This window comes from Pseudomonas sp. 210_17 TE3656 (assembly GCF_054821965.1).
This window is the reverse complement of record NZ_JBTRBC010000001.1, coordinates 2,993,722-3,017,257: the sequence shown is the minus strand read 5'-3', so window position 1 is coordinate 3,017,257 and position 23,536 is coordinate 2,993,722. Positions and strand designations below refer to the sequence as shown.

The window sequence follows — 23,536 nt, the reverse complement described above, 5'->3', positions numbered from 1 at the left end:
GTCCATCGCATGAAAGGTTCACCCTCGCTATTGCTGACCGCGCTACTGAGTGTGCCGCTGTTGGCCCAGGCCGCCGAGCCTGAGCAGTGTCATACCGTCAACTTCTCCGATGTCGGCTGGACCGATATCACCGTGACCACCGCGGTGACCAGTGTGGTGCTGCAATCGCTGGGCTACAAAACCAAGACCACCATGATTTCGGTGCCAGTGACCTACAAGTCGCTGGCCGACGGCAAGAATATGGATGTGTTCCTCGGCAACTGGATGCCGACCATGGAAAACGACATCAAGCAGTACCGTGATGCCGGTACGGTGGAAACCGTGCGGGCCAACCTGGAGAACGCCAAGTACACCCTGGCCGTACCGCAGGCGCTGTATGACAAGGGCCTGAAAAACTTCGCCGACATTGCCAAGTTCAAGAAGGAACTGGACGGCAAGATCTACGGCATCGAGCCGGGCAACGACGGCAACCGCACCATCCAGAGCATGATCGACAAGAACGCCTTCGGCCTCAAGGACGCCGGTTTCAAGGTGGTCGAGTCCAGCGAAGCAGGCATGCTTTCGCAGGTTGAACGTGCCCAGCGCCGCGACACTGCGGTGGTGTTCCTGGGCTGGGAACCGCACCCGATGAACACCCGTTTCAAGATGAAATACCTCGACGGCGGCGATGATTTCTTCGGTCCCGAATACGGTAAAGCCACCGTGCTCACCAATACCCGCAAGGGTTATGCGCAGGAATGCAGCAACGTCGGCCAGCTGCTGAAAAACCTGTCCTTCACCCTGGACATGGAAAGCACGCTGATGGGCAACGTCCTGGACGACAAGATGAAACCCGACGCAGCCGCCAAGGCCTGGCTGAAAAACAACCCTCAGGTACTCGATACCTGGCTGGCAGGGGTTACCACCGTTGACGGCAAACCGGGCCTGGAGGCGGCCAAGGCCAAACTGACGCAGTAAGCACTGCCTGCGGCGGGCTGGCCCCGCCGCAGGCTGTCTTCAATTTTTTGCAGGTGGACGCTCGCTATCATGCTGATCGATGAAAAACTCCCTCTGGGCCAGTACATCGCAGGCTTCGTTGAATGGTTGACGCAACACGGCGCCAACTACTTCGATGCTTTCGCTGCGGCACTGGAATACATGATCCACGGTGTAACCGGGGCACTGACCTGGTTCAATCCCTTCGTCCTGATCGGCCTGATTGCAGTGATCGCGCACCTGATCCAGCGCAAATGGGCGCTGACCACCTTCTGCGTACTGTCATTTCTGCTGATCCTCAACCTCGGTTACTGGCAAGAGACCATGGAGACCCTCGCCCAGGTGCTGTTCGCCACCCTGGTCTGCGTGGCCATCGGCGTACCGCTGGGCATCCTCGCCGCACACAAACCGATGTTCTACACCGCCATGCGCCCGGTCCTCGACCTGATGCAGACGGTCCCTACCTTCGTGTACCTGATCCCGACCCTGACCCTGTTCGGTCTGGGCGTGGTTCCCGGGCTGATCTCGACGGTGGTGTTTGCCATCGCCGCGCCGATCCGCCTGACCTACCTGGGTATCTGTGATGTGCCCCAGGAACTGCTCGATGCCGGCAAGGCCTTCGGTTGCTCACGCCGCCAACTGCTGTCACGCATCGAACTGCCGCATGCCATGCCGAGCATCGCCGCCGGCGTCACCCAATGCATCATGCTGTCGCTGTCGATGGTGGTGATTGCCGCGCTAGTGGGCGCCGATGGTCTGGGCAAACCTGTAGTCAACGCACTGAACACCGCCGATATAGCCCTGGGCTTCGAAGCGGGTCTGGCGATCGTCCTGCTGGCGATCATGCTCGACCGCATCTGCAAACAACCCGACGCACCGGTAAGGAGTGAAGCATGAGCATTATTCGCTTCGAAGATGTAGACGTTATCTTCTCCAGCCGACCGCGTGAGGCCCTCAGCCTGCTAGACCAAGGCCTTTCGCGGGAGCAGATCCTGAAAAAAACCGGGTTGGTAGTCGGCGTGGAAAAGGCCAACCTGGATATCAACAAAGGCGAAATCTGCGTGCTGATGGGCCTGTCCGGTTCGGGCAAGTCGAGCCTGCTGCGCTGCATCAACGGCCTCAATACCGTCAGCCGCGGCAAGTTGTTCGTCGAGCACGAAGGCTCGCATATCGACATCGCCCACTGCACCCCGGCGGAGCTGAAAATGATGCGCACCAAGCGCATCGCCATGGTGTTCCAGAAGTTCGCCCTGATGCCCTGGCTGACGGTGCGCGAGAACATCAGCTTCGGCCTGGAAATGCAGGGGCGTCCGGAGAAAGAGCGGCGCAAGCTGGTCGACGAGAAACTCGAACTGGTCGGCCTGACGCAATGGCGCAACAAGAAGCCCGATGAACTCTCAGGCGGCATGCAGCAACGCGTCGGCCTGGCCCGCGCGCTGGCCATGGACGCCGACATCCTGCTGATGGACGAACCTTTCTCGGCCCTCGACCCGCTGATCCGTCAGGGCCTGCAGGACGAGCTACTGGAGCTGCAACGCAAGCTGAGCAAGACCATCGTGTTCGTCAGCCACGACCTGGACGAAGCGCTGAAGCTGGGCAGCCGGATCGCCATCATGAAAGACGGCAAGATCATCCAGTACAGCAAGCCCGAGGAGATCGTCCTCAACCCGGCCGATGAATATGTACGCACCTTCGTCGCCCACACCAACCCGCTCAACGTGCTGTGTGGCCGCAGCCTGATGCGCACCCTGGACAAGTGCAAACGCATCAATGGTTCGGTGTGCATCGACCCGGGTGGCGACTCGTGGCTGGATCTGGCCGAAGGCAACACCATCAAGGGTGCACGTCAGGGCGCTACGGGTATGGACCTGCAGAACTGGGCACCAGGGGAAGCGGTGGAAGGACTAGCCCGCAAGCCAACGTTGGTCAGTGCCAGCATCGGTATGCGTGAGGCCCTGCAGATCCGTTACCAGACCGGTAACAAGCTGGTGCTGCAGGAAGGGAATACGGTGGTGGGAATTCTCGGTGACAGCGAGTTGTATCACGCGCTGTTGGGCAAGAATCTGGGGTGAATGCTATCGCGGGGCAAGCCCGCTCCCACCGGGATCACCTAAATCCCGGTGGGAGCGGGCTTGCCCCGCGATAGAGGACTGTCAGCGGACGACGATGCCTTGCTTGGCCATGAACGCCTTGGCTTCCGGCACCGTGTACTCACCGAAGTGGAAGATGCTTGCCGCCAGCACTGCGCTGGCATGACCTTCCAGAATCCCGTCAGCCAGGTGCTGAAGGTTGCCCACACCACCCGAAGCAATCACCGGAATACCCAGGGCATCGCTGATGGCCCGGGTCACGCCCAGGTCAAAGCCGTTCTTCATGCCGTCCTGATCCATGCTGGTCAGCAGGATCTCACCGGCACCCAGGCCTTCCATCTTCTTCGCCCACTCCACCGCATCCAGGCCAGTCGGCTTGCGACCGCCGTGGGTGAAGATTTCCCAGCGCGGGGTTTCGCCCGGGCCGGAAACCTTCTTGGCGTCGATCGCAACCACGATGCACTGCGAACCAAAGTGCGCGGCAGCCTCGCCAACGAACTCCGGGTTGAACACCGCGGCAGTGTTGATCGAGACCTTGTCGGCACCGGCATTGAGCAGGTTACGGATGTCCTGCACGGTACGCACGCCACCGCCCACGGTCAGCGGGATGAACACCTGGCTGGCCATGCGCTCGACGGTATGCAGGGTGGTATCGCGGCCATCGACGCTGGCAGTGATGTCGAGGAAGGTAATTTCGTCAGCGCCCTGTTCATCGTAGCGCCGGGCGATTTCCACCGGGTCACCGGCATCGCGGATGTTCTCGAACTTGACGCCCTTGACCACCCGGCCGTTGTCCACGTCCAGGCAAGGGATGATGCGCTTGGCCAGTGCCATGTCGGAGTCCTCAGCCTTTATAGCTGTCGCAGAAGGCTTGTGCCTCGGCGACATCCAGGGTGCCTTCGTAGATCGCGCGGCCGGTGATCGCGCCGATGATGCCTGGCGCCTTGGCGTCGAGCAGGGCCTTGATGTCACCGAGGTTGTGGATACCGCCGGAGGCGATGACCGGGATCTTGGTGGCCGCGGCCAGGGCGGCGGTGAAAGGCACGTTGCAGCCTTGCATCATGCCGTCTTTGGCGATGTCGGTGTAGACGATGGCCGAGACGCCGTCAGCTTCGAAACGCTTGGCCAGGTCGATGACCTGCACCGAGCTGACTTCAGCCCAGCCGTCGGTGGCGACGAAGCCGTCTTTGGCGTCCAGGCCGACAATGACTTTGCCCGGAAACGCGCGGCAGGCTTCGGCGACGAACTCTGGCTCTTTGACCGCCTTGGTGCCGATGATCACGTAGCTGACGCCGGCTTTGACGTAATGCTCGATGGTTTCCAGCGAACGGATACCGCCGCCGATCTGGATCGGCAGGTTCGGGTAGCGCTTGGCAATGGCGGTAACCACTTCGCCGTTGACCGGCTGGCCTTCGAAGGCGCCGTTGAGGTCAACCAGATGCAGACGGCGGCAGCCGCCTTCGACCCACTTGGCGGCCATGCTCACCGGGTCGTCGGAGAAAACCGTGGAATCTTCCATGCGGCCTTGGCGCAGGCGTACGCAAGCACCGTCCTTGAGATCGATAGCGGGGATAATCAGCATCTGCAAAACCTGTCTATTCGGTAAACAGTGATGCTCGGGAAGTCAGTTCTTCTCGAGCGCCCACAGGTCGCTTTCGATGCTTTCGAACCGTTCCTTGAGGTGGTTCTGCACATCGAAAATCGCCCTGTTGTAGTAGTGCGGGGCAATCTCTTTGGTAAACAGATCCAGCACCTCGGCGACCTCGAACGACCCCAGCTGCAACTCGAAACGGTCTTCGAGGAAGCGCTTGAGAACATCCAGCGCCTCGCGTTCCTGTTCCGGGGCGAGGGTGAGGATCGGTGCCTTGGTCCTGGACTTGCTCATTACCAGCGGCCGTCCCAGGCGGCGAAGTTCTGCAGCAACTGCAGGCCATGGGTATGGCTCTTCTCCGGATGGAACTGCACGGCAAAACGCGATCCTTCGGCCAGTGCGGCGGCGAAATCGACGCCATAGTGACCGCGCCCCACCACCTGCACGGCCTTGGCCGCAGTGATGTAGTAGCTGTGGACGAAATAGAAGCGCGCCAGGTCAGGAATGTTGTGCCACAGCGGGTGGTCGATGGACTGGGTGACTTCGTTCCAGCCCATGTGCGGCACCTTCAGGTGCTCGCCCTCTTCGTGCAGGTCTTTACCGAAGAACTTCACCTGGCCCGGGAACAGGCCGATGCAGTCGACACCGTCGTTCTCTTCGCTGTGATCGAGCAACGCCTGCATGCCGACGCAAATGCCGAGGAACGGACGGTCCTGGCTGACTTCACGCACCAGGCTGTCGAAGCCCAGGCGGCGAATCTCGGCCATGCAGTCGCGAATCGCGCCGACCCCCGGAAACACCACGCGGTCAGCCTCGCGGATTACCGTAGCGTCGCTGGTGATCAGCACCTTGCCGGCGCCGACGTGCTCCAGGGCCTTGGCCACCGAGTGCAGGTTGCCCATGCCATAGTCGATAACGGCAACTGTCTGCATTACAGGCAACCCTTGGTCGATGGCATCTGCCCGGCCATGCGCTCGTCCAGCTCGATCGCCATGCGCAGCGCGCGGCCGAACGCCTTGAACACCGTTTCGATCTGGTGGTGGGTGTTGTGCCCACGCAGGTTGTCGATGTGCAGGGTGACGTTGGCGTGGTTGACGAAGCCCTGGAAGAATTCCTGGAACAGGTCGACATCGAAGCCGCCTACCGAGGCGCGGGTGTAGGGCACATGCATCTGCAGGCCGGGACGGCCGGAGAAGTCGATGACCACACGCGACAGGGCTTCGTCCAGCGGCACATAGGCATGGCCGTAGCGGCGGATGCCCTTCTTGTCGCCGATGGCCTGGTTGAAAGCCTGGCCGAGGGTGATACCGACATCTTCGACGGTATGGTGATCGTCGATATGCAGGTCGCCCTTGCACTCGATGTCGAGATCGATCAGCCCATGTCGGGCGATCTGGTCGAGCATGTGTTCAAGGAAAGGCACACCGATATCAAATCGGGCCTTGCCGCTGCCATCCAGGTTGATCGAGGCCTTGATCTGGGTTTCCAGAGTATTGCGCTCGACGGAAGCCTTACGTTCGACCATCACCAGCTCCGCAAAATCATTGGGCGAAAAAGGCGATCATTATAGGCCTAGAAGCGCGTGGCATGAAACGAAGATGACATGTGGCAGGGGATTTACCTGCCACATGACGATTTTCTGCAATTTCCAGTGGGAACAGAGGGGTTAGTTGAACAGCACTGCGGTTTTTTGCAGTGTCACCCAGATCCCCCAGGCCAGTGGAATCCCCACCACCAGCCAGGCAGCGACTACCAGCGGCAGACTGCCCGGCGCTGCGTGCCACTCCAGCACCCGGGCATTACCGTTGTTCTGGTCATGCCCCAGCGCCTGTTCCGCCGCCAGCTGCGCATCGGTCATGAAGTACTTGTCGGCCACCGGGCGCACCAGCGCGTTGCAGACAAACCCCAGCACCAGCAGGCCAGCCAGGATGTACAGGGTGATGTCGTAGACCGCCGCACGCTCCACGCCCAGCGCCAGCTGGTACTCACGCAAGTAGGTAATCAGCACCGGCCCCAGCACGCCGGCAGCAGCCCAGGCAGTCAACAGACGACCATGAATGGCGCCGACCATCTGCGTGCCGAACAGGTCGGCCAGATACGCCGGCACTGTGGCGAAGCCGCCGCCGTACATCGACAGGATGATGCAGAACGCCGCCACGAACAGGGCGATATTGCCCAGGTGGCCCATGTTCGGCACCAGCGCATACAGCGCGACACCGAGAGCGAAGAAGGCGAAATAGGTGTTCTTGCGCCCGATATAGTCGGAGAACGACGCCCAGAAAAACCGCCCACCGATGTTGAACAGGCTCAAAAGGCCAGTAAAACCGGCAGCGATTGCGGCAATCTGCGCCAGTTGCGTGCTGCTGAGTTCGCTGAAGCTCAAGTCGTTACCGAGCAATTTGCCGGCAAAAACTTCCTGCAACAGTGGTGAGGCCATGCCCAGAATGCCGATACCTGCCGACACGTTCAGGCACAACACCAACCAGATCAATGCAAACTGCGGCGTTTTCCACGCCACACTGACATGTACGTGACGGTGGGTAATCATCGCGTTGCTGGCTTTCTTCAGCGGTGCGGTCCAGCCCTCGGGCTTCCAGCCGGTCGGTGGCACTCGATAGGCCAAGGCACCGCCGATCATGAACACGAAGTAGATTACCGCCATCACCACGAAGCTCTGCCAGACGCCTACGCCTTCAGGGCTGGCAAAGTGGTTCATCAGCGCTGCCGCCAGTGGCGCGCCGACCATGGCACCACCGCCAAAGCCCATGATCGCCATACCGGTGGCCATGCCGCGCTTGTCCGGGAACCACTTGATCAGGGTCGAAACCGGCGAGATATAGCCCAAGCCCAGGCCGATACCGCCGATGACACCCGAGCCCAGCCACATCAGCCAGAGCTGGTGGGTATAGATACCGAACGCCGAGATCAGCAGGCCACCACACCAGCACAATGCCGAAACCACTCCGGCCTTGCGCGGCCCGGCGTGCTCCAGCCAGCCACCCCAAACGGCGGCAGAACAGCCGAGGAACACGAAGAACAGGGTATAGATCCAGCTGAGCATCGAGATCTGCCAGTCGCATTCGGTGCTGAACAGGCGGGCGAAGAAGCTCATGTCCGGCGCGCAGGCGAGCGGCGCGGTAATACCGATCGCTTGCGACAACGGCAACCAGAACACCGAAAAACCGTAGGCCATGCCGATGCACAGGTGGATGGCCAGCGCCGCCGGTGGTACCAGCCAGCGGTTGAAACCAGGCGCGGCGATGATCCGCTCCTTGGACAGAAAACCAGGGCTGCTGGTTAACGTGCCTGCCGTGATACTGCTGTTCATTTATTGTGTTCCCCGCGTAGAGATGGTCAGCTCACGGCTCACGACCTTGGCACATAGGCAACTGATCGTTTTTTGGCACAGCTGCCCTATAAAACGCGACAAATCGCCGCACAAGGGCCTGTGAGCGGCGCAAGAGTAGCATTAGCCTCTGCCTTTGAAAGCAAACTGATATCGTCTTTTGTTCGGCAGCTGATTGCTCTGCGCAAGGAACTGTCATACCCATCGCTGTCGAAATCCTGAGCAAATCAAGCCAGCGCTTGTAGGAGAAATCCTCAGTAAACCTTGAGCATCTCCAGCGACGACAAGCGCAGCGCTATACTCTGCGGCTAAATTTTAGAATCGAACTACAAGGACTCGCCCATGAAAGCGTTCGGCAAAATCCTGGGGCTGGTGCTTCTCGGGTTGTTGCTGATCATTGTGGCTCTGGGATTTGCCCTGACCCACCTCTTCGATCCCAACGACTACAAAGACGAGATTCGCCAGCTTGCACGCGACAAAGCCCACGTCGAGCTGACGCTCAATGGCGACATCGGCTGGAGCCTGTTCCCCTGGCTGGGGCTGGAGCTGCATGAAGCCAGCATCGCCACTTTGAACAACCCGAAAGTGCCGTTTGCCGACCTGCAGATGCTCGGTCTGTCAGTGCGCGTCCTGCCGTTGTTGCGCCGCGAAGTGCAGATGAGCGACGTACGCGTCGAAGGTCTGAACCTCAGCCTGAGCCGTGACGAGAATGGCCACGGCAACTGGGAAGACATCGGCAAGCCATTGCCGGTCGCTGCAGCAGCCTCCGCCGAGGGTGCCGCACCCGCACCTGCTGGCGAAGCCAAGGCCGAGACCAAGAGCGACAGCAACGAGCGTCCGGTCAAGCTGGATATCGACAGCCTGACCGTGAACAACGCCCGGGTTCAGTACAGCGATGCACGCAGCGGTCAGACCTTTGGCGCCGAAAGCATCCAGCTGAGCACCGGCGCGGTCCACGAAGGGGTGAACATCCCGCTGAAAATGACCGCCTTTGTCAGCGTCGGGCAACCGGTACTCAAAGCACGCACGGAACTCAACGGCGAGCTGCGTTTCGACCGCCGCCTCAAGCGCTACCAGTTCGAAGACATGAAGCTCAGCGGCGAAGCCTCGGGCGAGCCTCTGCAGGGCAAAACCCTGACCTTCGCTGCCCAGGGCCAATTGCTGGTCGACCTGGCGGCGAACGTCGCCGAATGGAACGGCCTGAAACTCTCGGCCAACCAGTTGCGCGCCCTCGGCGAGCTGAACCTGCGTGACCTGGACAAAACCCCGCAACTGACGGGTGGCCTGTCGATCGCCCAGATCAACCTGCGTACCTTCCTCGACAGCGTCGGCGTGACGCTGCCCGCCACAGCTGACGCCAGCGCGCTGAACAAGTTCGAACTGGTCAGCCGCCTGCAAGGCAGCCCCACCAGCCTGGCCCTGGAAGACCTGGCGGTAAAACTCGACGACAGCACCTTCAGTGGCCGCCTGGCGGTCGAAGACTTCGCCAAACAAGCCCTGCGCATCCAGCTCAAAGCCGACAAGTTCGACGCCGACCGCTACATGCCGGCCAAGAGTGAAGCGGCGGCCAGTGCCACTGCAGCGCGCCAGGCCGAGGTCAAGAGCAAGGAACAAAGCGCCCTGGCCAGCGCCGGCAACACGCCGCTGCCCGACGCCCCGACCCAGGTTGCCTGGAGCAACGACAAACTGCTGCCGGTCGATCGCCTGCGCCAGCTCGATCTGCAGGCTGACCTGACGTTCGGCCTGCTGACCCTGGAGAAACTGCCGATCGAAAACGCCCACCTGAAAGCCCAGGGCCAGGGCGGCCTGATCACCCTGGAAGCCCTGCGCGGCGGCCTGTATGACGGCGACTTCGAAAGCAAGGGCACCCTGGATGTTCGTCCGGCGGTGCCGCAGATCGGCCTCACCACCAAGGTCAACCGGGTGCCGGTCGAGCACTTCATCAAGAGCCAGACCGAAACCCCGCCGGTCAAGGGCCTGCTGACCCTGAGCAGCGACCTGACCGCCACCGGCAACAGTCAGAAGGCGCTAGTCGACACCCTCAATGGCAACGCCAGCTTTGTCATCAACGACGGCATCCTGGTCAACGCCAACCTTGAACAACAGCTGTGCCAGGCCATCGCCACCCTCAACCGCAAAGCCCTGAGCGGCGAACCCCGCGGCAAGGACACGCCCTTCCAGGAGCTCAAAGGCAGCCTGGTGCTGCGTAATGGCGTGGCCAGCAACCCAGACCTCAAGGCGCGTATTCCCGGTCTGACGGTCAATGGTCAGGGCGACCTCGACCTGCGTGTATTGGGTATGGACTACCGGGTGGGCGTGATCGTCGAGGGCGACAAACGCGACATGCCGGACCCTGCCTGCCAGGTCGGCGAGCGCTATGTCGGCCTCGAACTGCCGCTGCGCTGCCGCGGCCCGCTTGAGCTGGGCGCCAAAGCCTGCCGCCTGGACAAAGATGCGCTGGGCAAAGTCGCCGCCAAGCTGGCGGGCGACAAAGTCAGCGAAAAACTCAGCGACAAGATCGACGAGAAACTCGGTGACAAGGTCAGCCCGGAACTCAAAGATGCGCTCAAGGGGTTGTTCAAGCGATGAGTCCTGAGCAGTTTTCCAGCGCCGTGCTGGAGTGGTACGACCGTAACGGCCGTCATGACCTGCCCTGGCAACAGGGCATCACGCCTTATCGGGTGTGGGTTTCGGAAATCATGCTGCAGCAGACCCAGGTCAGCACCGTACTCAATTACTTCGACCGTTTCATGGCCGCGCTACCGACCGTGCAGGCCCTGGCCGAAGCCCCTGAAGACGAAGTGCTGCACCTGTGGACAGGCCTGGGTTACTACACCCGCGCGCGCAACCTGCAGAAGACCGCGAAGATCGTCGTCGAGCAGTACGCCGGCGAATTCCCCCGCGATGTCGAAAAGCTGACCGAGCTGCCTGGCATCGGCCTGTCCACCGCCGGCGCTATTGCCAGCATCAGCATGGGCCTGCGCGCGCCGATCCTCGACGGCAACGTCAAGCGCGTACTGGCCCGCTACACCGCCCAGGAAGGCTATCCGGGCGAGCCGAAAGTGGCCAAAGCCCTGTGGGCCAATGCCGAACGCTATACCCCACACACCCGGGTCAATAACTACACCCAGGCGATGATGGACCTCGGCGCCACCCTGTGCACCCGCAGCAAACCCAGTTGCCTGCTGTGCCCGCTCAAGCTCGGTTGCGAAGCGCACATGCTCGGCCAGGAGATTCGCTACCCGATACCCAAACCGCGCAAGGAGCTGCCACAGCGGCGCACGCTGATGCCGCTGCTGGCCAACCGCGAAGGTGCCATCCTGCTTTACCGGCGCCCTTCCACGGGGCTCTGGGGCGGTTTGTGGAGCCTGCCGGAGCTGGACAACCTGGAGCAGCTCGACGACCTGGCCGACCAGCACGGGCTGAGCCTCAGCGCCAGCCAGGCGCTGGACAGCCTGACGCACACCTTCAGCCATTTCCAGCTGGCCATCGAACCATGGCTGGTCCGGGTCGATGACACCCGGGCCCACGTGGCCGAGGCCGACTGGCTCTGGTATAACCTCGCCACCCCGCCGCGCCTGGGCCTTGCCGCCCCGGTGAAAAAACTGCTGAAACGCGCGGCCGACGTTTTGATTGCAGGAGAGTCGCGATGACCCGCACCGTAATGTGCCGCAAGTACAAAGAACAACTGCCAGGTCTGGAGCGCCCACCGTACCCGGGCGCCAAGGGCCAGGACATCTACGAGCACATCTCGCAGAAGGCCTGGGCCGACTGGCAGAAGGAACAGACCATGCTGATCAACGAGAAGCGCCTGAACATGATGAACGCCGAGGACCGCAAATTCCTCCAGGGCGAGATGGACAAGTTCTTCTCCGGCCAGGAATTCGAAAAGGCCGAAGGCTACGTTCCACCAGCCGAATAACCCCGGAAAATCGTAAGCGACGGAATTAATTTAAAAAATTTTCAAAAAGTCGTTGACGCAAACCTGAAAAAGCCTTTTAATGCGCCCCGTTGCCCAGATAGCTCAGTCGGTAGAGCAGGGGATTGAAAATCCCCGTGTCGGCGGTTCGATTCCGTCTCTGGGCACCACTAATACCGAAACCCCTGAATCGCGAGATTCAGGGGTTTTTTGTTTGCGCCATAAAAAAGCGGGGCGTTGACCACCGTCAGTGCGCGCTTGCCACACTGCCGTATGCTGCCTGAAGGACATTCGAAAAAACCAACAGGCCCCCAATGAGCGAAGAATCCACTGCCCTGCCTCTGCCCTCACCGACTTCAGACACATCGGCCAGTACCAGCCAGACCCCGCCACGCGCGCCCGGCACCAGCCGCCCACGGCGACCACGCACCACCCGCAAGCCCGGCACTGCCACCGCCGACGGTGAAATCAGCGCCATCAGCCAGCAACCGGCCGCACTGAAGGTAGCCTCCGCCCCGCGCGGTTCCAACGAAGACAGCACTACTGCAAAGCTGCCCGCCAGCTACCCCTACCGCAACCGCATGCGCCGCGCGGAGTACGAAAAGGCCAAGCACGAGCTGCAGATCGAACTGCTCAAGGTGCAAAGCTGGGCCAAGGAAACCGGCCAGCGCATTGTCGTGCTGTTCGAAGGCCGTGACGCGGCAGGCAAAGGCGGCACCATCAAACGCTTCATGGAGCACCTGAACCCGCGCGGCGCGCGCATCGTCGCCCTGGAGAAGCCCTCCGAGCAGGAAAAGGGCCAGTGGTACTTCCAGCGCTACATCCAGCACCTGCCGACTGCCGGTGAAATGGTTTTCTTCGACCGCTCCTGGTACAACCGCGCCGGCGTCGAACGGGTAATGGATTTCTGCTCGCCGCTGCAGTACCTGGAGTTCATGCGCCAGGCACCTGACCTGGAGCGCATGCTCTGCAACAGCGGCATCCTGCTGTTCAAATACTGGTTCTCGGTCAACCGCGAAGAACAGCTGCGCCGCTTCATCTCGCGCCGCGACGATCCGCTCAAGCACTGGAAACTGTCGCCCATCGACATCAAGTCGCTGGACAAGTGGGATGAGTACACCGCCGCCAAAGAGGCGATGTTCTTCCATACCGACACTGCCGACGCGCCCTGGACGGTGATCAAGTCCGACGACAAGAAGCGCGCACGGATCAACTGCATCCGCCACTTCCTGCATTCGCTCGACTATCCGGGCAAGGACCTGAGCGTGGCCCACCAGCCCGATCCGCTGCTGGTTGAGCGCGCGGCACGGGTGCTTGTCGAGGAAGACCGTGGCGAGTTGGCACAGCCCGCCTGAGCGAAGGCCGTCGGCGGCACTTGGGTTTCTTTGCCAACTAGGCTTCAATACGCAAAATTTTACGACTCAGGATTCACCGATGGCCTCCAACAGCAAACAGCAGAAACGCGCCAAGCGCGCCGCCACCAAGGCTCGCGAGAATCGCATGGTGCGCAGTGGCCAGGCGGTCAAGAGCTCCGGCGAAAGCTCCAGCGCCAGCGTCGAGCAGGTCTTCGACAAGGCCATGAACTCGGGCAGCTACACCGCCCTGTTCGAAAAGATGAAGCAAGCCCAGGAAGGCGGCCTGGTGGCCTTGATTTCGGTGTTCCTGGTCGATCCCCTGCTGGCCCTGGTTCTCAAAGGCCACAAGGAGGAGCACGCCACCGACTACATCGTCATGGTCTTCAGCGCCTACCGCAAATGGCTGGACGGGGCTGACGAAGCCACCACCATGGCCTGGCTGGAAAGCGACGAGTTCCAGGAAGCCTACATCTCGGCCTCGGAAGCGGTGGCCAAGCAGCAACAGAAGATGTTTGGCTGACCCAGGCCAGCAGCAATAAAAAAGGCCGCGATCTGTGAGGATCGCGGCCTTTTCATTTCAACAGCCCTGAATCAGTTGTTCAGCACCGCACGCCCAGCCGCCTCGGCCTTGCGCTTGCGCGCCACCAGCAGGCCGGCCGCAACCACGGCAATCGACAGCAAGCCGGTCGCGATGATTTCGATACGGTGATCCGGACGCACCAGCATCACGGTGAGAATGGCGACGATGAAGAAGATGGTCGCCCAGGTCAGGCCCGGGAACAGCCACATCTTGAACGCGATCTTCTCGCCACGCGCCATGCGCTGACGGCGCATGCGCAACTGCGAGATGGCAATCACCAGATACACCAGCAAGGCAATGGCGCCGGAGCTTGCCAGCAGGAACTCGAACACCGCGGCAGGTGCCACGTAGTTGGCAGCCACAGTCAGGAACGCCGCTGCGGTCGACAGCACCACCGCAACATACGGGGTACCGCTGGAGGTGGTGCGCTGGGCCACGGCCGGTGCATCACCACGCTTGCTCAGGGAGAAGAGCATGCGCGAGGAGGTGTACAGCGCCGAGTTCAGGCAGCTGGTTACCGCGATCAACACAACGATGTCGACGATCAGCTTGGCGTTAGGGATGCCCATCAGGTTCAGCACGGTCTGGTAGGAACCGACTTCTGCCAGCTCACTGCTGTTCCATGGCACCAGCGCCACCACCAGGAAGATCGACACGAGGTAGAACAGGAAGATCCGCCAGATCACCGAATTGGTTGCCTTGGAGATCTGCTTGCCCGGATCCTTGGATTCGGCTGCCGCGATCGTAACAATTTCGGTACCCATGAACGAGAACATGGTGGTCAGCATGGCTGCCAGCACTGCGCCCAGACCGTTAGGCATGAAGCCCTGGGTGTCGAACAGGTGGCTGACGCCGCTGACCTGGCTGTTAGGCAGGAAACCGAACACGGCCGCCGTGCCAAGAATAATGAAGCCGATGATGGCGATAACCTTGAGCAGGGCAAACCAGAACTCGAACTCGCCGTAGTTCTTCACGCTGAACAGGTTGGTCGCGGTCAGCAGCAGGGTAATGACCAGACTAAAGACCCAGATGCCGACATCAGGGAACCAGGCATGCAGGATGGCCGCTGCGGCGTTGGCTTCCAGCGGAATCACCAGTACCCAGAACCACCAGTACAGCCAGCCAATGGTAAAACCGGCCCAGTGGCCGATGGCCTTGTCGGCATAAGTAGAGAAGGACCCGGTATCCGGCGAGGCGACCGCCATCTCCCCGAGCATGCGCATCACCAGCACCACCAGGGTACCGGCGGCGGCATAGGCCAGCAGAACGGCCGGACCGGCGGCGGCGATGGCGTGGCCAGAGCCTACGAACAGGCCGGCACCGATAACACCAGCAATGGACAGCATGGTGACATGCCGTTGTTTGAGCCCCTGAGCGAGGTCATTGGAATTGTGCGTACCGCTCATAAAACTACCTTTGCAAGAATTGCGTTCTGATCCTGCGACCTGAGGCGCGCCTTGGATAAAAAGATTGCTACATCCTGTTGCCGATCCATAAGGCAATATCCGCGCCAGCACGATGACCGTTCGTTCGAAATATCTCACACCCCCGTCAAACAAGGCTTACAGGCCTTTCTGCCAGAAGCTGACCGAAAGACCCTCAAAAACCCTCGGAAAACCACGATTACTGAAATACCCACTTACAAATGCCCCAGGTGCACCAAAATCATCCAGCGGTAACACCTCACGCACATCGAAGAAACAAAAAGGCGCAACCCTCAGGTACAACCAAAGCCGCCATTCACGGCCCGAAGCTGTACCCAAGGTCAGAAACGACTTCCCAGCACTGGCCAAAAATGGCACCATCGCGCCTTTTTTCATCAAGGCTCCGGCCCTGGAAACGAGGGCAAGTGGTCATCCGCGCGACAGTCCGCTGCAGCGATGCGACACTCGCCCACCTGGCAACTGCTTGCCCCTCCCGACCTTGTTGGCTGTCATTCGGCCGCTATGCTAGCTTGGCGCTCGCCAAGAAGGCCGCCAACAGCAGGAGCGCACCAGAACACATGAGGACCGCACATGGCTGAGGCCACGCCCGCGCTGGAAATCCGCAACCTGCACAAACGCTACGGCGATCAGGAGATCCTCAAAGGCATCTCGCTGACCGCACGCGATGGCGACGTGATCTCGATCCTGGGATCCTCCGGCTCCGGCAAGTCCACTCTGCTGCGCTGCATCAACCTGCTGGAGAACCCGCATCAGGGCCAGATCCTGGTGGCAGGTGAAGAACTCCGGCTCAAGGCCGCGAAGAACGGCGAACTGGTGGCTGCCGACAACAAGCAGATCAATCGCCTGCGCAGCGAGATCGGCTTTGTGTTTCAGAATTTCAACCTGTGGCCGCACATGAGCATCCTCGACAACATCATCGAGGCGCCACGCCGCGTGCTTGGCCAGAGCAAGGTCGAAGCCATCGAGCATGCCGAGGCACTGCTCAACAAGGTGGGGATCCACAACAAGCGTCACAGCTACCCGGCCGAATTGTCCGGTGGCCAGCAGCAGCGCGCAGCCATTGCCCGTACCCTGGCAATGAAACCCAAGGTCATCCTGTTCGACGAGCCGACCTCGGCCCTGGATCCGGAAATGGTCCAGGAAGTGCTCAACGTTATCCGCGCTCTCGCCGAAGAAGGCCGTACCATGCTACTGGTTACGCACGAAATGGGCTTCGCCCGTCAGGTGTCCAGTGAAGTCGTCTTCCTGCACCAAGGGCTGGTCGAAGAGCAGGGAACGCCGCAGCAGGTTTTTGAAAACCCGAACTCGGCGCGTTGTAAACAATTCATGTCCAGCAACCGCTAACGGAGCAACACGCATGCAGACCTATAAGAAATTCCTCCTGGCCGCTGCCGCCACGCTGGTGTTCTCGGCCAATGCAATGGCTGCCGAGAAACTGAAGATGGGCATCGAGGCGGCTTACCCGCCGTTCAACAACAAGGATGCCAGCGGCCAGGTCGTCGGCTTCGACAAAGACATCGGTGACGCCCTGTGCGCCAAGATGAAAGTCGAGTGCGAAGTGGTCACCTCCGACTGGGACGGCATCATCCCGGCCCTGAACGCCAAGAAGTTCGACTTCATCGTCTCGTCGCTGTCGATTACCGACGAGCGCAAGCAGGCCGTGGACTTCACCAACCCGTACTACTCGAACAAGCAGCAGTTCATCGCCCCGAAAAACGTCGACTTCAAGACTGACGATGCGTCGCTCGCCGGCAAGACCCTTGGTACCCAGCGCGCCACCCAGGCCGCTATCTGGCTCGACGATCACGGCGGCATGGACGGCAAGTTCAAAGTCAGCCTTTACGACACCCAGGAAAACGCCTACCTGGACCTGACCTCGGGCCGCGTCGACGCCCTGCTGGCTGACAAGTACGCCAACTACGACTGGCTCAAGTCCGAAGCCGGCAAAAACTACGAGTTCAAAGGCGAGCCGGTGAACGAAAGCGACAAGGTCGGTATCGCTGTGCGCAAAGGCGACAATGACCTGCGCAACAAGCTGAACGCCGCACTGAAGGAAATCGTTGCCGACGGCACCTACGAGAAGATCAACAACAAGTACTTCCCGTTCAGCATCTATTGATTCGCCCCGACCGGCATCGCCCTGAGGGCGATGCCGGTCCCTTGAACAAACCTGCCCATGAATATTGATCTCTACGGATTCGGTCCGGCCCTGGTGGCCGGGACGCTGATGACCGTCAAACTCGCGTTGTCGGCCCTATGCCTGGGCCTGGTACTGGGGCTGCTTGGCGCCCTGGCCAAGACTTCGCCGTACAAACCCCTGCGATGGCTGGGTGGCTTCTACTCCACGCTGGTTCGCGGCGTGCCCGAACTGCTCTGGGTGTTGTTGATTTACTTTGGCACCGTCAGCCTGATGAACCGGCTCGGCGAAGCCCTGAATATTCCCGGCCTTGAGCTCAACGCCTTTGCTGCGGGCGTCATCGCTCTGGGCCTGTGCTTCGGCGCGTATGCCACGGAGGTCTTCCGTGGCGCGATCCTGGCCATCCCCAAGGGCCACCGTGAAGCAGGCCTGGCCCTGGGCCTTTCCAAAGGGCGGATTTTCTCCAAACTTATCCTGCCGCAAATGTGGCGCATCGCCCTCCCAGGCCTGGGTAATCTGTTCATGATTCTGATGAAGGACACCGCGCTGGTATCGGTGATCGGCCTGGAAGAGATCATGCGTCACTCGCAGATTGCCGTGACGGTGAGCAAGCAGCCCTTCACCTTCTATATGGTCGCCGCGGTTATCTACCTGGGCCTGACCATCCTTGCCATGACCGGCATGCACTTCATGGAAAAACGTGCCGCACGCGGCTTCGTGAGGCCTAACCAATGAACTGGGAAGTCATCATCAAGTGGCTGCCACGCCTGGCCCAAGGCGCCACACTGACCCTCGAACTGGTAGCCATCGCCGTGATTGCCGGCCTGATCCTGGCCATTCCGCTGGGTATCGCCCGCTCTTCCCGACACTGGTACGTGCGCGCCCTGCCCTTCGGCTACATCTTCTTCTTCCGTGGCACGCCGTTACTGGTTCAGCTGTTTCTGGTGTACTACGGCCTGGCGCAGTTCGATGCCGTGCGCAACAGCGCCTTGTGGCCCTACTTGCGCGATCCGTTCTGGTGCACCGTGCTGACCATGACCCTGCACACCGCCGCCTACATCGCCGAGATCCTGCGTGGCGCGCTGCAGGCCATACCACGCGGTGAAATCGAAGCGGCGCGGGCACTGGGCATGTCCAGGGCCAAAGCAATGTTCTACATCATGCTGCCGCGCGCAGCGCGGATCGGCCTGCCGGCCTACAGCAACGAAGTGATCCTCATGCTCAAGGCCAGCGCCCTGGCGAGTACCGTGACACTGCTGGAGTTGACCGGTATGGCGCGGACGATCATCGCCCGCACCTATTTGCCGGTGGAGATCTTCTTCGCCGCAGGTCTGTTCTATCTGTTGATCTCGTTCCTCCTGGTGCAAGCGTTCAAGCAACTCGAACGCTGGCTGCGCGTCGACGCCTGCCAGGGTCGCTGAACCTGTATAACGGGGCTGATCACAGCCCCGTTTTCGTATCTGCCCATGACCACTGCCCGCCCGCTCGAAGATAACCAGTTGCTCAGCCGCTTCCAGGCCCTGGACGGCTTCCTGCGCGAGCACCAGTCGCTTTGGCGACCACGCCCCTTCACCCAGCTGCACCTGCCCTGGGAGACCGAGCACCCGGCCCTGGCCAGCTGGTTGCGGCAACGTTCGCTGAACGAGGCGGAAGCAGCACACAATCACCCCGAACAATTGCAGGCCCCCGCGCCTTTTCCACAGTTGGCCAGCCTGGCCGCTCAGCTGTCAGAGGTCGGTGAGTTATCCACAGTCGCTCTGCCCTCGGCAGGCCATCGTTTGAATGTCGACGTGCCTGGGCGCAAGTGGCAGCAGATCGAAGCGTTTGCCAGCCATCTGGGTTTTACCCGCCAACCGCAACACTGGCTCGACTGGTGCTCGGGCAAAGGCCACCTCGGGCGACGACTGCTGCAGGCCGACAGGCAACATCTGACCTGCCTGGAATACGACGCGGCACTGGTCGAAGCAGGCCAGCAGCTCAGTCAGCATCACGGCCTGCCCAGCCAGCACCTGTTGCAGGACGTGCTGGCCGACGATGCCGATCGCCACCTGAGTAGTGCACATACCGCGGTGGCCCTGCATGCCTGCGGTGATCTGCATGTCCGCTTGATGCAACTGGCCAGCCGTCAGGGCTGCCGCCAGCTGGCCATCGCACCTTGCTGCTACAACCGCATTCAGGCAGCGCAGTACCAGCCGATGTCCACTGCTGCCATTGCTTCAGGCCTGCAGCTGTCCATTGATGATCTGGGGTTGCCCCTGAGTGAAACCGTTACCGCTGGCGCGCGGGTACGACGCCAGCGCGACGAGTCGATGGCCAGGCGCCTGGGATTCGATCTGCTGCAACGCCAGCTGCGCGGCAACGATGAGTATTTGCCGACTCCGTCATTGCCGGTCAGCTGGCTGCACAAGCCCTTTGCCGACTACTGCCGGGATCTGGCTGCCCGCAAAGACCTGCAGATTGACCATGCCCCCGACTGGGAGGCATTGCAGGCCAAGGGCTGGCAGCGCCTGGCCGAGGTACGCAACCTGGAGCTGCTGCGCAATCTGTTCCGGCGCCCGCTGGAGATGTGGTTGGTGCTGGACCGCGGCTTGTACTTGCAGGAGCAAGGCTACCGGGTGCAGCTGGGAGTGTTTTGCGAGCAACCGCTGACACCGCGCAATCTGATGCTTCTGGCCGAACGCCAGTAGCCGCTGCCAACTGTGTGCAGCCTGTGGATAAGTCTGTGGGCAACCTTTTGAAAAAACCCTGAAAATCCTTGGATCCAAGCGCTTTCGGTGATTGGTGGTTTTTTATCCAGCGGCTTATCGCCAGCAAAAACAGCCATTTGCGCAAAGACCAATGGCCTGCGTCGCTCCGACGCATGTACTGCCTGGCTGGCACGTGCGTTGTGCATAAGCGCTTTAGCGATTTGCTCTAAGCAGGCAAATCAGGCCAGTTTCAGCAGGCTCATACCGGCCAGCAACAGCACCAGGCCCAACCAGCCACGCCCGGCCAGACGCTGGCCAAACAGTGCCCAACCCATCGCCACAGTGGCGAGAATGCCGAAGCCGCCCCAGATGGCATAAGCCAGCGACAGTTCAATATCGCGAACAGCCTGGGCCAGCGCGGTAAACGCTGCCAGCACACAGAGAATCGACAGAATCCCCAGGCCACGCTTGCGGAAGCCGTCGGAGTATTTGAGCAGCAGGTTGGCGATAACTTCCAGCACGATAGCCAGGCCCAACCAGGCAAAAGGAATCCAGTTCATGCTTAGCATGGCAGGGCCCCCATGTTGCGCTCGGCAGGTGCCGGGCGGGTACCGGCCTTGATCAGCAGGATACCGGCGATCATCACACCCAGGCCTGCAGCCTTGAGCAGGCCAAGGCTTTCACCCAGCCAGGTAACGCTGATCAGAGTGATCAGCACGATACCGATGCCTTCCCACAGCGCGTAAGCCACGCCGACCGGTACACGTTTTACTGCCAGGGCCAGGAAGAAGTACGACAGACCGATCATCGCGTACATCAAGCCATGGCCAAGCACCGGGTGCTCAGTGGCGGCGAATTTCATCGATGCGGTGCCTATCACCTCAGCGGTGATAGCGATAAACAGATAGATCCAGGAACGCATGATGCCCTCCCACGGGCGACACAAACCCGGCGCACAAACGGCGACGGCTACAGACAAAAAGAAAGAAAAGGCTATTTGTCGGGGGAGGCGCTAGAGACCGCCGGTCCAGTGATTTTCACGGGAAGCCAGACGAGAGGTGGGGAGCAGAAACGCTTTAGTGTTCAACATAATGAACAACAAATTAGCTCAAAGCATCGTTAAAGTCAAATCGATAGAAAATGACTAATTAAATTTCGCGTCTTTGAGCACGTATTCAGGTGAAAGCCCTTAAAGGCTGCAGAAAGGTTCGTAAATTATATTACCCATCGCGGGGCAAGCCCGCTCCCACAGGGGGCCAATTACCCTGTGGGAGCGGGCTTGCCCCGCGATGAGTCAAAACGCCGCACACCAACAAATACAACAATTAATTATTGTATTACGATAATTTCTAGAAAATAATGCCCACCGCTCAACACCGAACGGAGGCAATTCATGAACAGTAAAACAGTGGCCTATGCGCGCTCGCGCCTTCGAGTGATCGGCGCATTCGCCGCCCTCCTCACCTGGACAACCGCCATCGCCGAATTTGGCGGCAACTTGCTGCTCTGGGTATTCGACAAGGCCCAGGTACAAAGCGCCTACCTGCAAAGCTATGGCGATCAGATGCCACTGCTGCTGGCACCCGACCATCAACCCTCGACCCTGGCCCTGAGCCTGGTACTGGCCCTTGAGCTGATCCCCAGCAGCCTCTCGGTGCTGGCGCTGTTCTTCACCGGGCTGTTCTTCATGCGTCTGTCCAAAGGGCAAACCTGGACCGCGTCGAACATCAAGTTGCTGTGGTGGGTAGGCCTGCTGTGCATCTGCACACCAATGCTCTGGCCGCTGATCGGCACCCTCCAGGGCCTGGCCTTTGCCATCGACCTGCCGGCCGGGGAAAGAAGCTTCAGCGTATCGATCGGTGTATCATCCGTGGCGGTTTACGAGATCATGAAAGGGATATTGCTCTGTGCCTTTTCACTCCTCATGCGTGACGCCAAAACCATCAGCGATGAACACAACTGTTATGTCTAGCTTCCCTCTATGCCGATAATCATCCGCCTCGACGTGGTCATGGCCAAAAACAAGATCCGATCCAAGGATCTGGCCGAAATTATCGGGATTACGGAAGCGAACCTGTCGCTGCTGAAAAACGGCAAGATCAAGGGTTTCAAAATTGAAACCCTGGAAAAACTCTGTCGAGCGTTGAACTGCCAGCCAGGTGACCTGCTGGAGTTCAGCGAGGAATGACCAAGGAACGGCTGACTCATGCGAAATTCATTCAAGTGTTGCGCTGCACTGCTTCTGGTTGCGAGCCTGCTTGGCGGCTGCGGCCCCATCTACATCCATAAGTACACGCCACCAGCCAAGCTGACGGACGTCAACTGCCTCAACACCTGCACCAGGGAAGTTAAAAGTTGTACCTACTTGAGACTACAGCAGCACAAGCACGACAAGGTCATATATGACAGCGAAGTGCAGAGCTACGAGCGCTGTCAGGTCGGCAGGAGCGACAAGGAAGTCTATAAAGACTGCAGAAGCCCGCAATACCCGCAAAACAGCGAGAAATATACTTGTGAGATCGACTACGACCGTTGCTACCAGGCCTGCGGCGGCACCATCGAGCGTGTCCCCCTCTTTTAGAGAATGGAATCCGCTGTAAACATCCTGTCTGCCCTCCCACGGGCGGCACCAACCGAATACGCTGGTCCAATGAGATCCGTTCCAATGACCAAGGACGTGGTAACTCGTGAGCAATTCACTCAAGTGGCGCGTTGCGCTGCTCCTGGCTGTCGCCCTGCTCGGCGGCTGCGGCCCCGGCTACACCTATAGATACTCGCCCCCGCCCAGCGCGATGGGCATGAACTGCATCAACAGCTGCGCCAGCGAACGCAACCACTGCAAACAGATGGCCCGCCTGCAAGAGAACAGCGAGCAGGCCCTGTACCAGGCCAACCTCAGAAGCTACCAATACTGCCAGGCCGGCAAGAGCAAAAAAGACGCACGTAACAGCTGCTACTACCCCAGCTACCCGTACAGCAGTGGCTCAAGCTTTAGCTGTGGCAATGACTACGACAGCTGCTACCAGGCCTGCGGCGGCACTATCCAGCGCATTCTCAACAAAGACTGAAACCTTCGGAAAACGGAATTCACCGTGAACACACTCAGCTCACTTGCCTTGCTCACCTTCATCCTGACCCTGGCCGGTTGCAGCAGCTCAAGCTACACGCCGGACGCTGGCTGGGACATGCCAAAGATGCAGGTCCTGGGCGACAACGGCCTGCCGGCCCAGCCCTACATGCACTGCAACAAGCGCGGCTGCCACGATCACAAGCCGATGTTGTTCGACCCGAGCAAAGCCGAACCCGACGCCACGACATTGCACCGCGGCTGGTAAGAAAATGCCTCGTGATGTCTGTTGAAAACAGGTATTGCGAGGAATCTTGCAGAAGTAGTTTACAGACGCAAACTGA

Annotated in this window: 28 protein-coding genes and 1 tRNA gene; 19 read left to right on the top strand and 10 right to left on the bottom strand. The window is 60.3% G+C overall.

All coding sequences use genetic code 11. The annotated features are described in order from the left end of the window. Positions 1 to 9: 9 nt before the first annotated feature. From ACVI9W_RS14130 to choV, 3 genes are all read left to right on the top strand, one after another. Entirely contained in the window at positions 10 to 957 is a 948-nt protein-coding gene (locus tag ACVI9W_RS14130) for a choline ABC transporter substrate-binding protein (protein WP_157190853.1), read from the top strand. Positions 958 to 1,023: 66 nt separating this feature from the next. Beyond that, positions 1,024 to 1,872 (top strand): choline ABC transporter permease subunit, encoded by an 849-nt coding sequence (choW, locus tag ACVI9W_RS14125; RefSeq protein WP_174446953.1) that lies wholly within the window; start codon positions 1,024 to 1,026, stop codon positions 1,870 to 1,872. Continuing rightward, complete coding sequence (gene choV / locus ACVI9W_RS14120) at positions 1,869 to 3,047, top strand: choline ABC transporter ATP-binding protein (protein WP_342623953.1); 1,179 nt, start codon at positions 1,869 to 1,871, stop codon at positions 3,045 to 3,047. Before choW ends, choV begins: the two co-directional genes overlap by 4 nt. A gap of 81 nt (positions 3,048 to 3,128) precedes the next feature. Here choV and hisF read toward each other — a convergent pair whose 3' ends face one another. From hisF to ACVI9W_RS14090, 6 genes are all read right to left on the bottom strand, one after another. After that, on the bottom strand, positions 3,129 to 3,899 hold the full coding sequence (gene hisF / locus ACVI9W_RS14115; RefSeq protein ID WP_038605774.1) for an imidazole glycerol phosphate synthase subunit HisF: 771 nt from the start codon (positions 3,897 to 3,899) through the stop codon (positions 3,129 to 3,131). Positions 3,900 to 3,909: 10 nt separating this feature from the next. Continuing rightward, positions 3,910 to 4,647 carry a 1-(5-phosphoribosyl)-5-[(5-phosphoribosylamino)methylideneamino]imidazole-4-carboxamide isomerase gene (gene hisA / locus ACVI9W_RS14110; protein ID WP_038605771.1) on the bottom strand — a complete coding sequence of 246 codons (738 nt, stop codon included), beginning with the start codon at positions 4,645 to 4,647 and terminating at the stop codon, positions 3,910 to 3,912. 42 nt (positions 4,648 to 4,689) lie between these two features. After that, a complete protein-coding gene (locus ACVI9W_RS14105) occupies positions 4,690 to 4,950 on the bottom strand; it encodes a DUF2164 domain-containing protein (RefSeq protein ID WP_038605769.1) in 261 nt (86 codons plus the stop codon). After that, the gene (hisH, locus tag ACVI9W_RS14100; RefSeq protein ID WP_461530326.1) at positions 4,950 to 5,588 is read right to left on the bottom strand and encodes an imidazole glycerol phosphate synthase subunit HisH; all 639 of its coding nucleotides are present in this window, start codon (positions 5,586 to 5,588) and stop codon (positions 4,950 to 4,952) included. The genes ACVI9W_RS14105 and hisH overlap by 1 nt, the downstream gene beginning before the upstream one ends. After that, positions 5,588 to 6,181 (bottom strand): imidazoleglycerol-phosphate dehydratase HisB, encoded by a 594-nt coding sequence (gene hisB / locus ACVI9W_RS14095; RefSeq protein ID WP_028942262.1) that lies wholly within the window; start codon positions 6,179 to 6,181, stop codon positions 5,588 to 5,590. Before hisB ends, hisH begins: the two co-directional genes overlap by 1 nt. Before the next feature lie 141 nt (positions 6,182 to 6,322). After that, the gene (locus tag ACVI9W_RS14090) at positions 6,323 to 7,984 is read right to left on the bottom strand and encodes an OFA family MFS transporter (RefSeq protein WP_461530325.1); all 1,662 of its coding nucleotides are present in this window, start codon (positions 7,982 to 7,984) and stop codon (positions 6,323 to 6,325) included. Between the two features lie 360 nt (positions 7,985 to 8,344). On the opposite strand from ACVI9W_RS14090, the gene ACVI9W_RS14085 reads away from it, so the two are divergent. The 6 genes from ACVI9W_RS14085 to ACVI9W_RS14060 all read left to right on the top strand — a co-directional run bounded on the left by ACVI9W_RS14085 (position 8,345) and on the right by ACVI9W_RS14060 (position 13,796). After that, entirely contained in the window at positions 8,345 to 10,591 is a 2,247-nt protein-coding gene (locus ACVI9W_RS14085; protein ID WP_461530324.1) for an AsmA family protein, read from the top strand. Beyond that, complete coding sequence (gene mutY / locus ACVI9W_RS14080) at positions 10,588 to 11,655, top strand: A/G-specific adenine glycosylase (RefSeq protein WP_461530323.1); 1,068 nt, start codon at positions 10,588 to 10,590, stop codon at positions 11,653 to 11,655. Before ACVI9W_RS14085 ends, mutY begins: the two co-directional genes overlap by 4 nt. Next, entirely contained in the window at positions 11,652 to 11,924 is a 273-nt protein-coding gene (locus ACVI9W_RS14075; RefSeq protein WP_038605754.1) for an oxidative damage protection protein, read from the top strand. Before mutY ends, ACVI9W_RS14075 begins: the two co-directional genes overlap by 4 nt. A gap of 91 nt (positions 11,925 to 12,015) precedes the next feature. Beyond that, positions 12,016 to 12,091: transfer RNA gene (locus ACVI9W_RS14070), tRNA-Phe, on the top strand. Between the two features lie 144 nt (positions 12,092 to 12,235). Further along, complete coding sequence (gene ppk2 / locus ACVI9W_RS14065; protein WP_461530322.1) at positions 12,236 to 13,276, top strand: polyphosphate kinase 2; 1,041 nt, start codon at positions 12,236 to 12,238, stop codon at positions 13,274 to 13,276. Positions 13,277 to 13,355: 79 nt separating this feature from the next. Beyond that, positions 13,356 to 13,796, top strand: a complete 441-nt coding sequence (locus ACVI9W_RS14060) for a hypothetical protein (protein WP_342623946.1) — start codon at positions 13,356 to 13,358, stop codon at positions 13,794 to 13,796. A 71-nt stretch (positions 13,797 to 13,867) separates the two neighbouring features. On the opposite strand, the gene gabP is transcribed toward ACVI9W_RS14060, so the two are convergent. Both gabP and ACVI9W_RS14050 read right to left on the bottom strand, forming a co-directional pair. Continuing rightward, entirely contained in the window at positions 13,868 to 15,262 is a 1,395-nt protein-coding gene (gabP, locus tag ACVI9W_RS14055) for a GABA permease (protein ID WP_157190845.1), read from the bottom strand. A 156-nt stretch (positions 15,263 to 15,418) separates the two neighbouring features. After that, positions 15,419 to 15,676 (bottom strand): hypothetical protein, encoded by a 258-nt coding sequence (locus ACVI9W_RS14050; protein ID WP_461530321.1) that lies wholly within the window; start codon positions 15,674 to 15,676, stop codon positions 15,419 to 15,421. A 195-nt stretch (positions 15,677 to 15,871) separates the two neighbouring features. Here ACVI9W_RS14050 and ACVI9W_RS14045 point away from each other — a divergent pair, with 195 nt between their 5' ends. Genes ACVI9W_RS14045 through ACVI9W_RS14025 form a run of 5 tightly spaced genes read left to right on the top strand, consistent with a single transcriptional unit; the run spans position 15,872 to position 20,125 of the window. Then, positions 15,872 to 16,645: an ABC transporter ATP-binding protein gene (locus tag ACVI9W_RS14045; RefSeq protein WP_157190844.1), complete on the top strand. Its 774-nt coding sequence runs from the start codon at positions 15,872 to 15,874 to the stop codon at positions 16,643 to 16,645. A gap of 13 nt (positions 16,646 to 16,658) precedes the next feature. After that, a complete protein-coding gene (locus tag ACVI9W_RS14040; RefSeq protein WP_461530320.1) occupies positions 16,659 to 17,420 on the top strand; it encodes an ABC transporter substrate-binding protein in 762 nt (253 codons plus the stop codon). Between the two features lie 57 nt (positions 17,421 to 17,477). Further along, the gene (locus ACVI9W_RS14035; protein ID WP_038605738.1) at positions 17,478 to 18,173 is read left to right on the top strand and encodes an ABC transporter permease; all 696 of its coding nucleotides are present in this window, start codon (positions 17,478 to 17,480) and stop codon (positions 18,171 to 18,173) included. Beyond that, complete coding sequence (locus tag ACVI9W_RS14030; protein WP_038605735.1) at positions 18,170 to 18,859, top strand: ABC transporter permease; 690 nt, start codon at positions 18,170 to 18,172, stop codon at positions 18,857 to 18,859. Before ACVI9W_RS14035 ends, ACVI9W_RS14030 begins: the two co-directional genes overlap by 4 nt. Positions 18,860 to 18,904: 45 nt before the next feature. Next, positions 18,905 to 20,125: a methyltransferase gene (locus ACVI9W_RS14025; protein WP_461530319.1), complete on the top strand. Its 1,221-nt coding sequence runs from the start codon at positions 18,905 to 18,907 to the stop codon at positions 20,123 to 20,125. Between the two features lie 239 nt (positions 20,126 to 20,364). On the opposite strand, the gene mdtI is transcribed toward ACVI9W_RS14025, so the two are convergent. Beyond that, positions 20,365 to 20,694 carry a multidrug/spermidine efflux SMR transporter subunit MdtI gene (gene mdtI, locus ACVI9W_RS14020; RefSeq protein WP_191831276.1) on the bottom strand — a complete coding sequence of 110 codons (330 nt, stop codon included), beginning with the start codon at positions 20,692 to 20,694 and terminating at the stop codon, positions 20,365 to 20,367. Further along, positions 20,688 to 21,047, bottom strand: coding sequence for an SMR family transporter (locus ACVI9W_RS14015; RefSeq protein WP_461530318.1), 360 nt, complete (start codon positions 21,045 to 21,047; stop codon positions 20,688 to 20,690). The genes mdtI and ACVI9W_RS14015 overlap by 7 nt, the downstream gene beginning before the upstream one ends. Positions 21,048 to 21,518: 471 nt before the next feature. Here ACVI9W_RS14015 and ACVI9W_RS14010 point away from each other — a divergent pair, with 471 nt between their 5' ends. The 5 genes from ACVI9W_RS14010 (at position 21,519) to ACVI9W_RS13990 (ending at position 23,460) form a co-directional block, all read left to right on the top strand. Further along, on the top strand, positions 21,519 to 22,097 hold the full coding sequence (locus ACVI9W_RS14010) for a hypothetical protein (RefSeq protein ID WP_191831274.1): 579 nt from the start codon (positions 21,519 to 21,521) through the stop codon (positions 22,095 to 22,097). A 9-nt stretch (positions 22,098 to 22,106) separates the two neighbouring features. Further along, complete coding sequence (locus ACVI9W_RS14005) at positions 22,107 to 22,313, top strand: helix-turn-helix domain-containing protein (RefSeq protein WP_038605723.1); 207 nt, start codon at positions 22,107 to 22,109, stop codon at positions 22,311 to 22,313. An 18-nt stretch (positions 22,314 to 22,331) separates the two neighbouring features. After that, the gene (locus ACVI9W_RS14000) at positions 22,332 to 22,706 is read left to right on the top strand and encodes a hypothetical protein (protein ID WP_461530317.1); all 375 of its coding nucleotides are present in this window, start codon (positions 22,332 to 22,334) and stop codon (positions 22,704 to 22,706) included. 106 nt (positions 22,707 to 22,812) lie between these two features. Further along, positions 22,813 to 23,193 (top strand): hypothetical protein, encoded by a 381-nt coding sequence (locus tag ACVI9W_RS13995; protein ID WP_461530316.1) that lies wholly within the window; start codon positions 22,813 to 22,815, stop codon positions 23,191 to 23,193. A 24-nt stretch (positions 23,194 to 23,217) separates the two neighbouring features. Beyond that, the gene (locus ACVI9W_RS13990; protein WP_157190836.1) at positions 23,218 to 23,460 is read left to right on the top strand and encodes a hypothetical protein; all 243 of its coding nucleotides are present in this window, start codon (positions 23,218 to 23,220) and stop codon (positions 23,458 to 23,460) included. Positions 23,461 to 23,536: the final 76 nt, after the last annotated feature.

Bases quoted from the DNA above. Each gene is read 5' to 3' on its own strand.
- ACVI9W_RS14075 (WP_038605754.1), top strand. From the start codon at position 11,652: ATGACCCGCACCGTAATGTGCCGCAAGTACAAAGAACAACTGCCAGGT.
- ACVI9W_RS14085 (WP_461530324.1), top strand. From the start codon at position 8,345: ATGAAAGCGTTCGGCAAAATCCTGGGGCTGGTGCTTCTCGGGTTGTTG.
- ACVI9W_RS14090 (WP_461530325.1), bottom strand. From the start codon at position 7,984: ATGAACAGCAGTATCACGGCAGGCACGTTAACCAGCAGCCCTGGTTTT.
- ACVI9W_RS14015 (WP_461530318.1), bottom strand. From the start codon at position 21,047: ATGCGTTCCTGGATCTATCTGTTTATCGCTATCACCGCTGAGGTGATA.
- ACVI9W_RS14035 (WP_038605738.1), top strand. From the start codon at position 17,478: ATGAATATTGATCTCTACGGATTCGGTCCGGCCCTGGTGGCCGGGACG.
- choV (WP_342623953.1), top strand. From the start codon at position 1,869: ATGAGCATTATTCGCTTCGAAGATGTAGACGTTATCTTCTCCAGCCGA.
- ACVI9W_RS14050 (WP_461530321.1), bottom strand. From the start codon at position 15,676: ATGAAAAAAGGCGCGATGGTGCCATTTTTGGCCAGTGCTGGGAAGTCG.
- hisB (WP_028942262.1), bottom strand. From the start codon at position 6,181: ATGGTCGAACGTAAGGCTTCCGTCGAGCGCAATACTCTGGAAACCCAG.
- hisA (WP_038605771.1), bottom strand. From the start codon at position 4,647: ATGCTGATTATCCCCGCTATCGATCTCAAGGACGGTGCTTGCGTACGC.
- mdtI (WP_191831276.1), bottom strand. From the start codon at position 20,694: ATGCTAAGCATGAACTGGATTCCTTTTGCCTGGTTGGGCCTGGCTATC.
- ACVI9W_RS14045 (WP_157190844.1), top strand. From the start codon at position 15,872: ATGGCTGAGGCCACGCCCGCGCTGGAAATCCGCAACCTGCACAAACGC.
- ACVI9W_RS14010 (WP_191831274.1), top strand. From the start codon at position 21,519: ATGAACAGTAAAACAGTGGCCTATGCGCGCTCGCGCCTTCGAGTGATC.
- ACVI9W_RS14030 (WP_038605735.1), top strand. From the start codon at position 18,170: ATGAACTGGGAAGTCATCATCAAGTGGCTGCCACGCCTGGCCCAAGGC.
- gabP (WP_157190845.1), bottom strand. From the start codon at position 15,262: ATGAGCGGTACGCACAATTCCAATGACCTCGCTCAGGGGCTCAAACAA.
- ACVI9W_RS14105 (WP_038605769.1), bottom strand. From the start codon at position 4,950: ATGAGCAAGTCCAGGACCAAGGCACCGATCCTCACCCTCGCCCCGGAA.
- ACVI9W_RS14060 (WP_342623946.1), top strand. From the start codon at position 13,356: ATGGCCTCCAACAGCAAACAGCAGAAACGCGCCAAGCGCGCCGCCACC.
- mutY (WP_461530323.1), top strand. From the start codon at position 10,588: ATGAGTCCTGAGCAGTTTTCCAGCGCCGTGCTGGAGTGGTACGACCGT.
- hisH (WP_461530326.1), bottom strand. From the start codon at position 5,588: ATGCAGACAGTTGCCGTTATCGACTATGGCATGGGCAACCTGCACTCG.
- ACVI9W_RS14005 (WP_038605723.1), top strand. From the start codon at position 22,107: ATGCCGATAATCATCCGCCTCGACGTGGTCATGGCCAAAAACAAGATC.
- ACVI9W_RS14130 (WP_157190853.1), top strand. From the start codon at position 10: ATGAAAGGTTCACCCTCGCTATTGCTGACCGCGCTACTGAGTGTGCCG.
- ACVI9W_RS14040 (WP_461530320.1), top strand. From the start codon at position 16,659: ATGCAGACCTATAAGAAATTCCTCCTGGCCGCTGCCGCCACGCTGGTG.
- ACVI9W_RS14000 (WP_461530317.1), top strand. From the start codon at position 22,332: ATGCGAAATTCATTCAAGTGTTGCGCTGCACTGCTTCTGGTTGCGAGC.
- ppk2 (WP_461530322.1), top strand. From the start codon at position 12,236: ATGAGCGAAGAATCCACTGCCCTGCCTCTGCCCTCACCGACTTCAGAC.
- hisF (WP_038605774.1), bottom strand. From the start codon at position 3,899: ATGGCACTGGCCAAGCGCATCATCCCTTGCCTGGACGTGGACAACGGC.
- ACVI9W_RS14025 (WP_461530319.1), top strand. From the start codon at position 18,905: ATGACCACTGCCCGCCCGCTCGAAGATAACCAGTTGCTCAGCCGCTTC.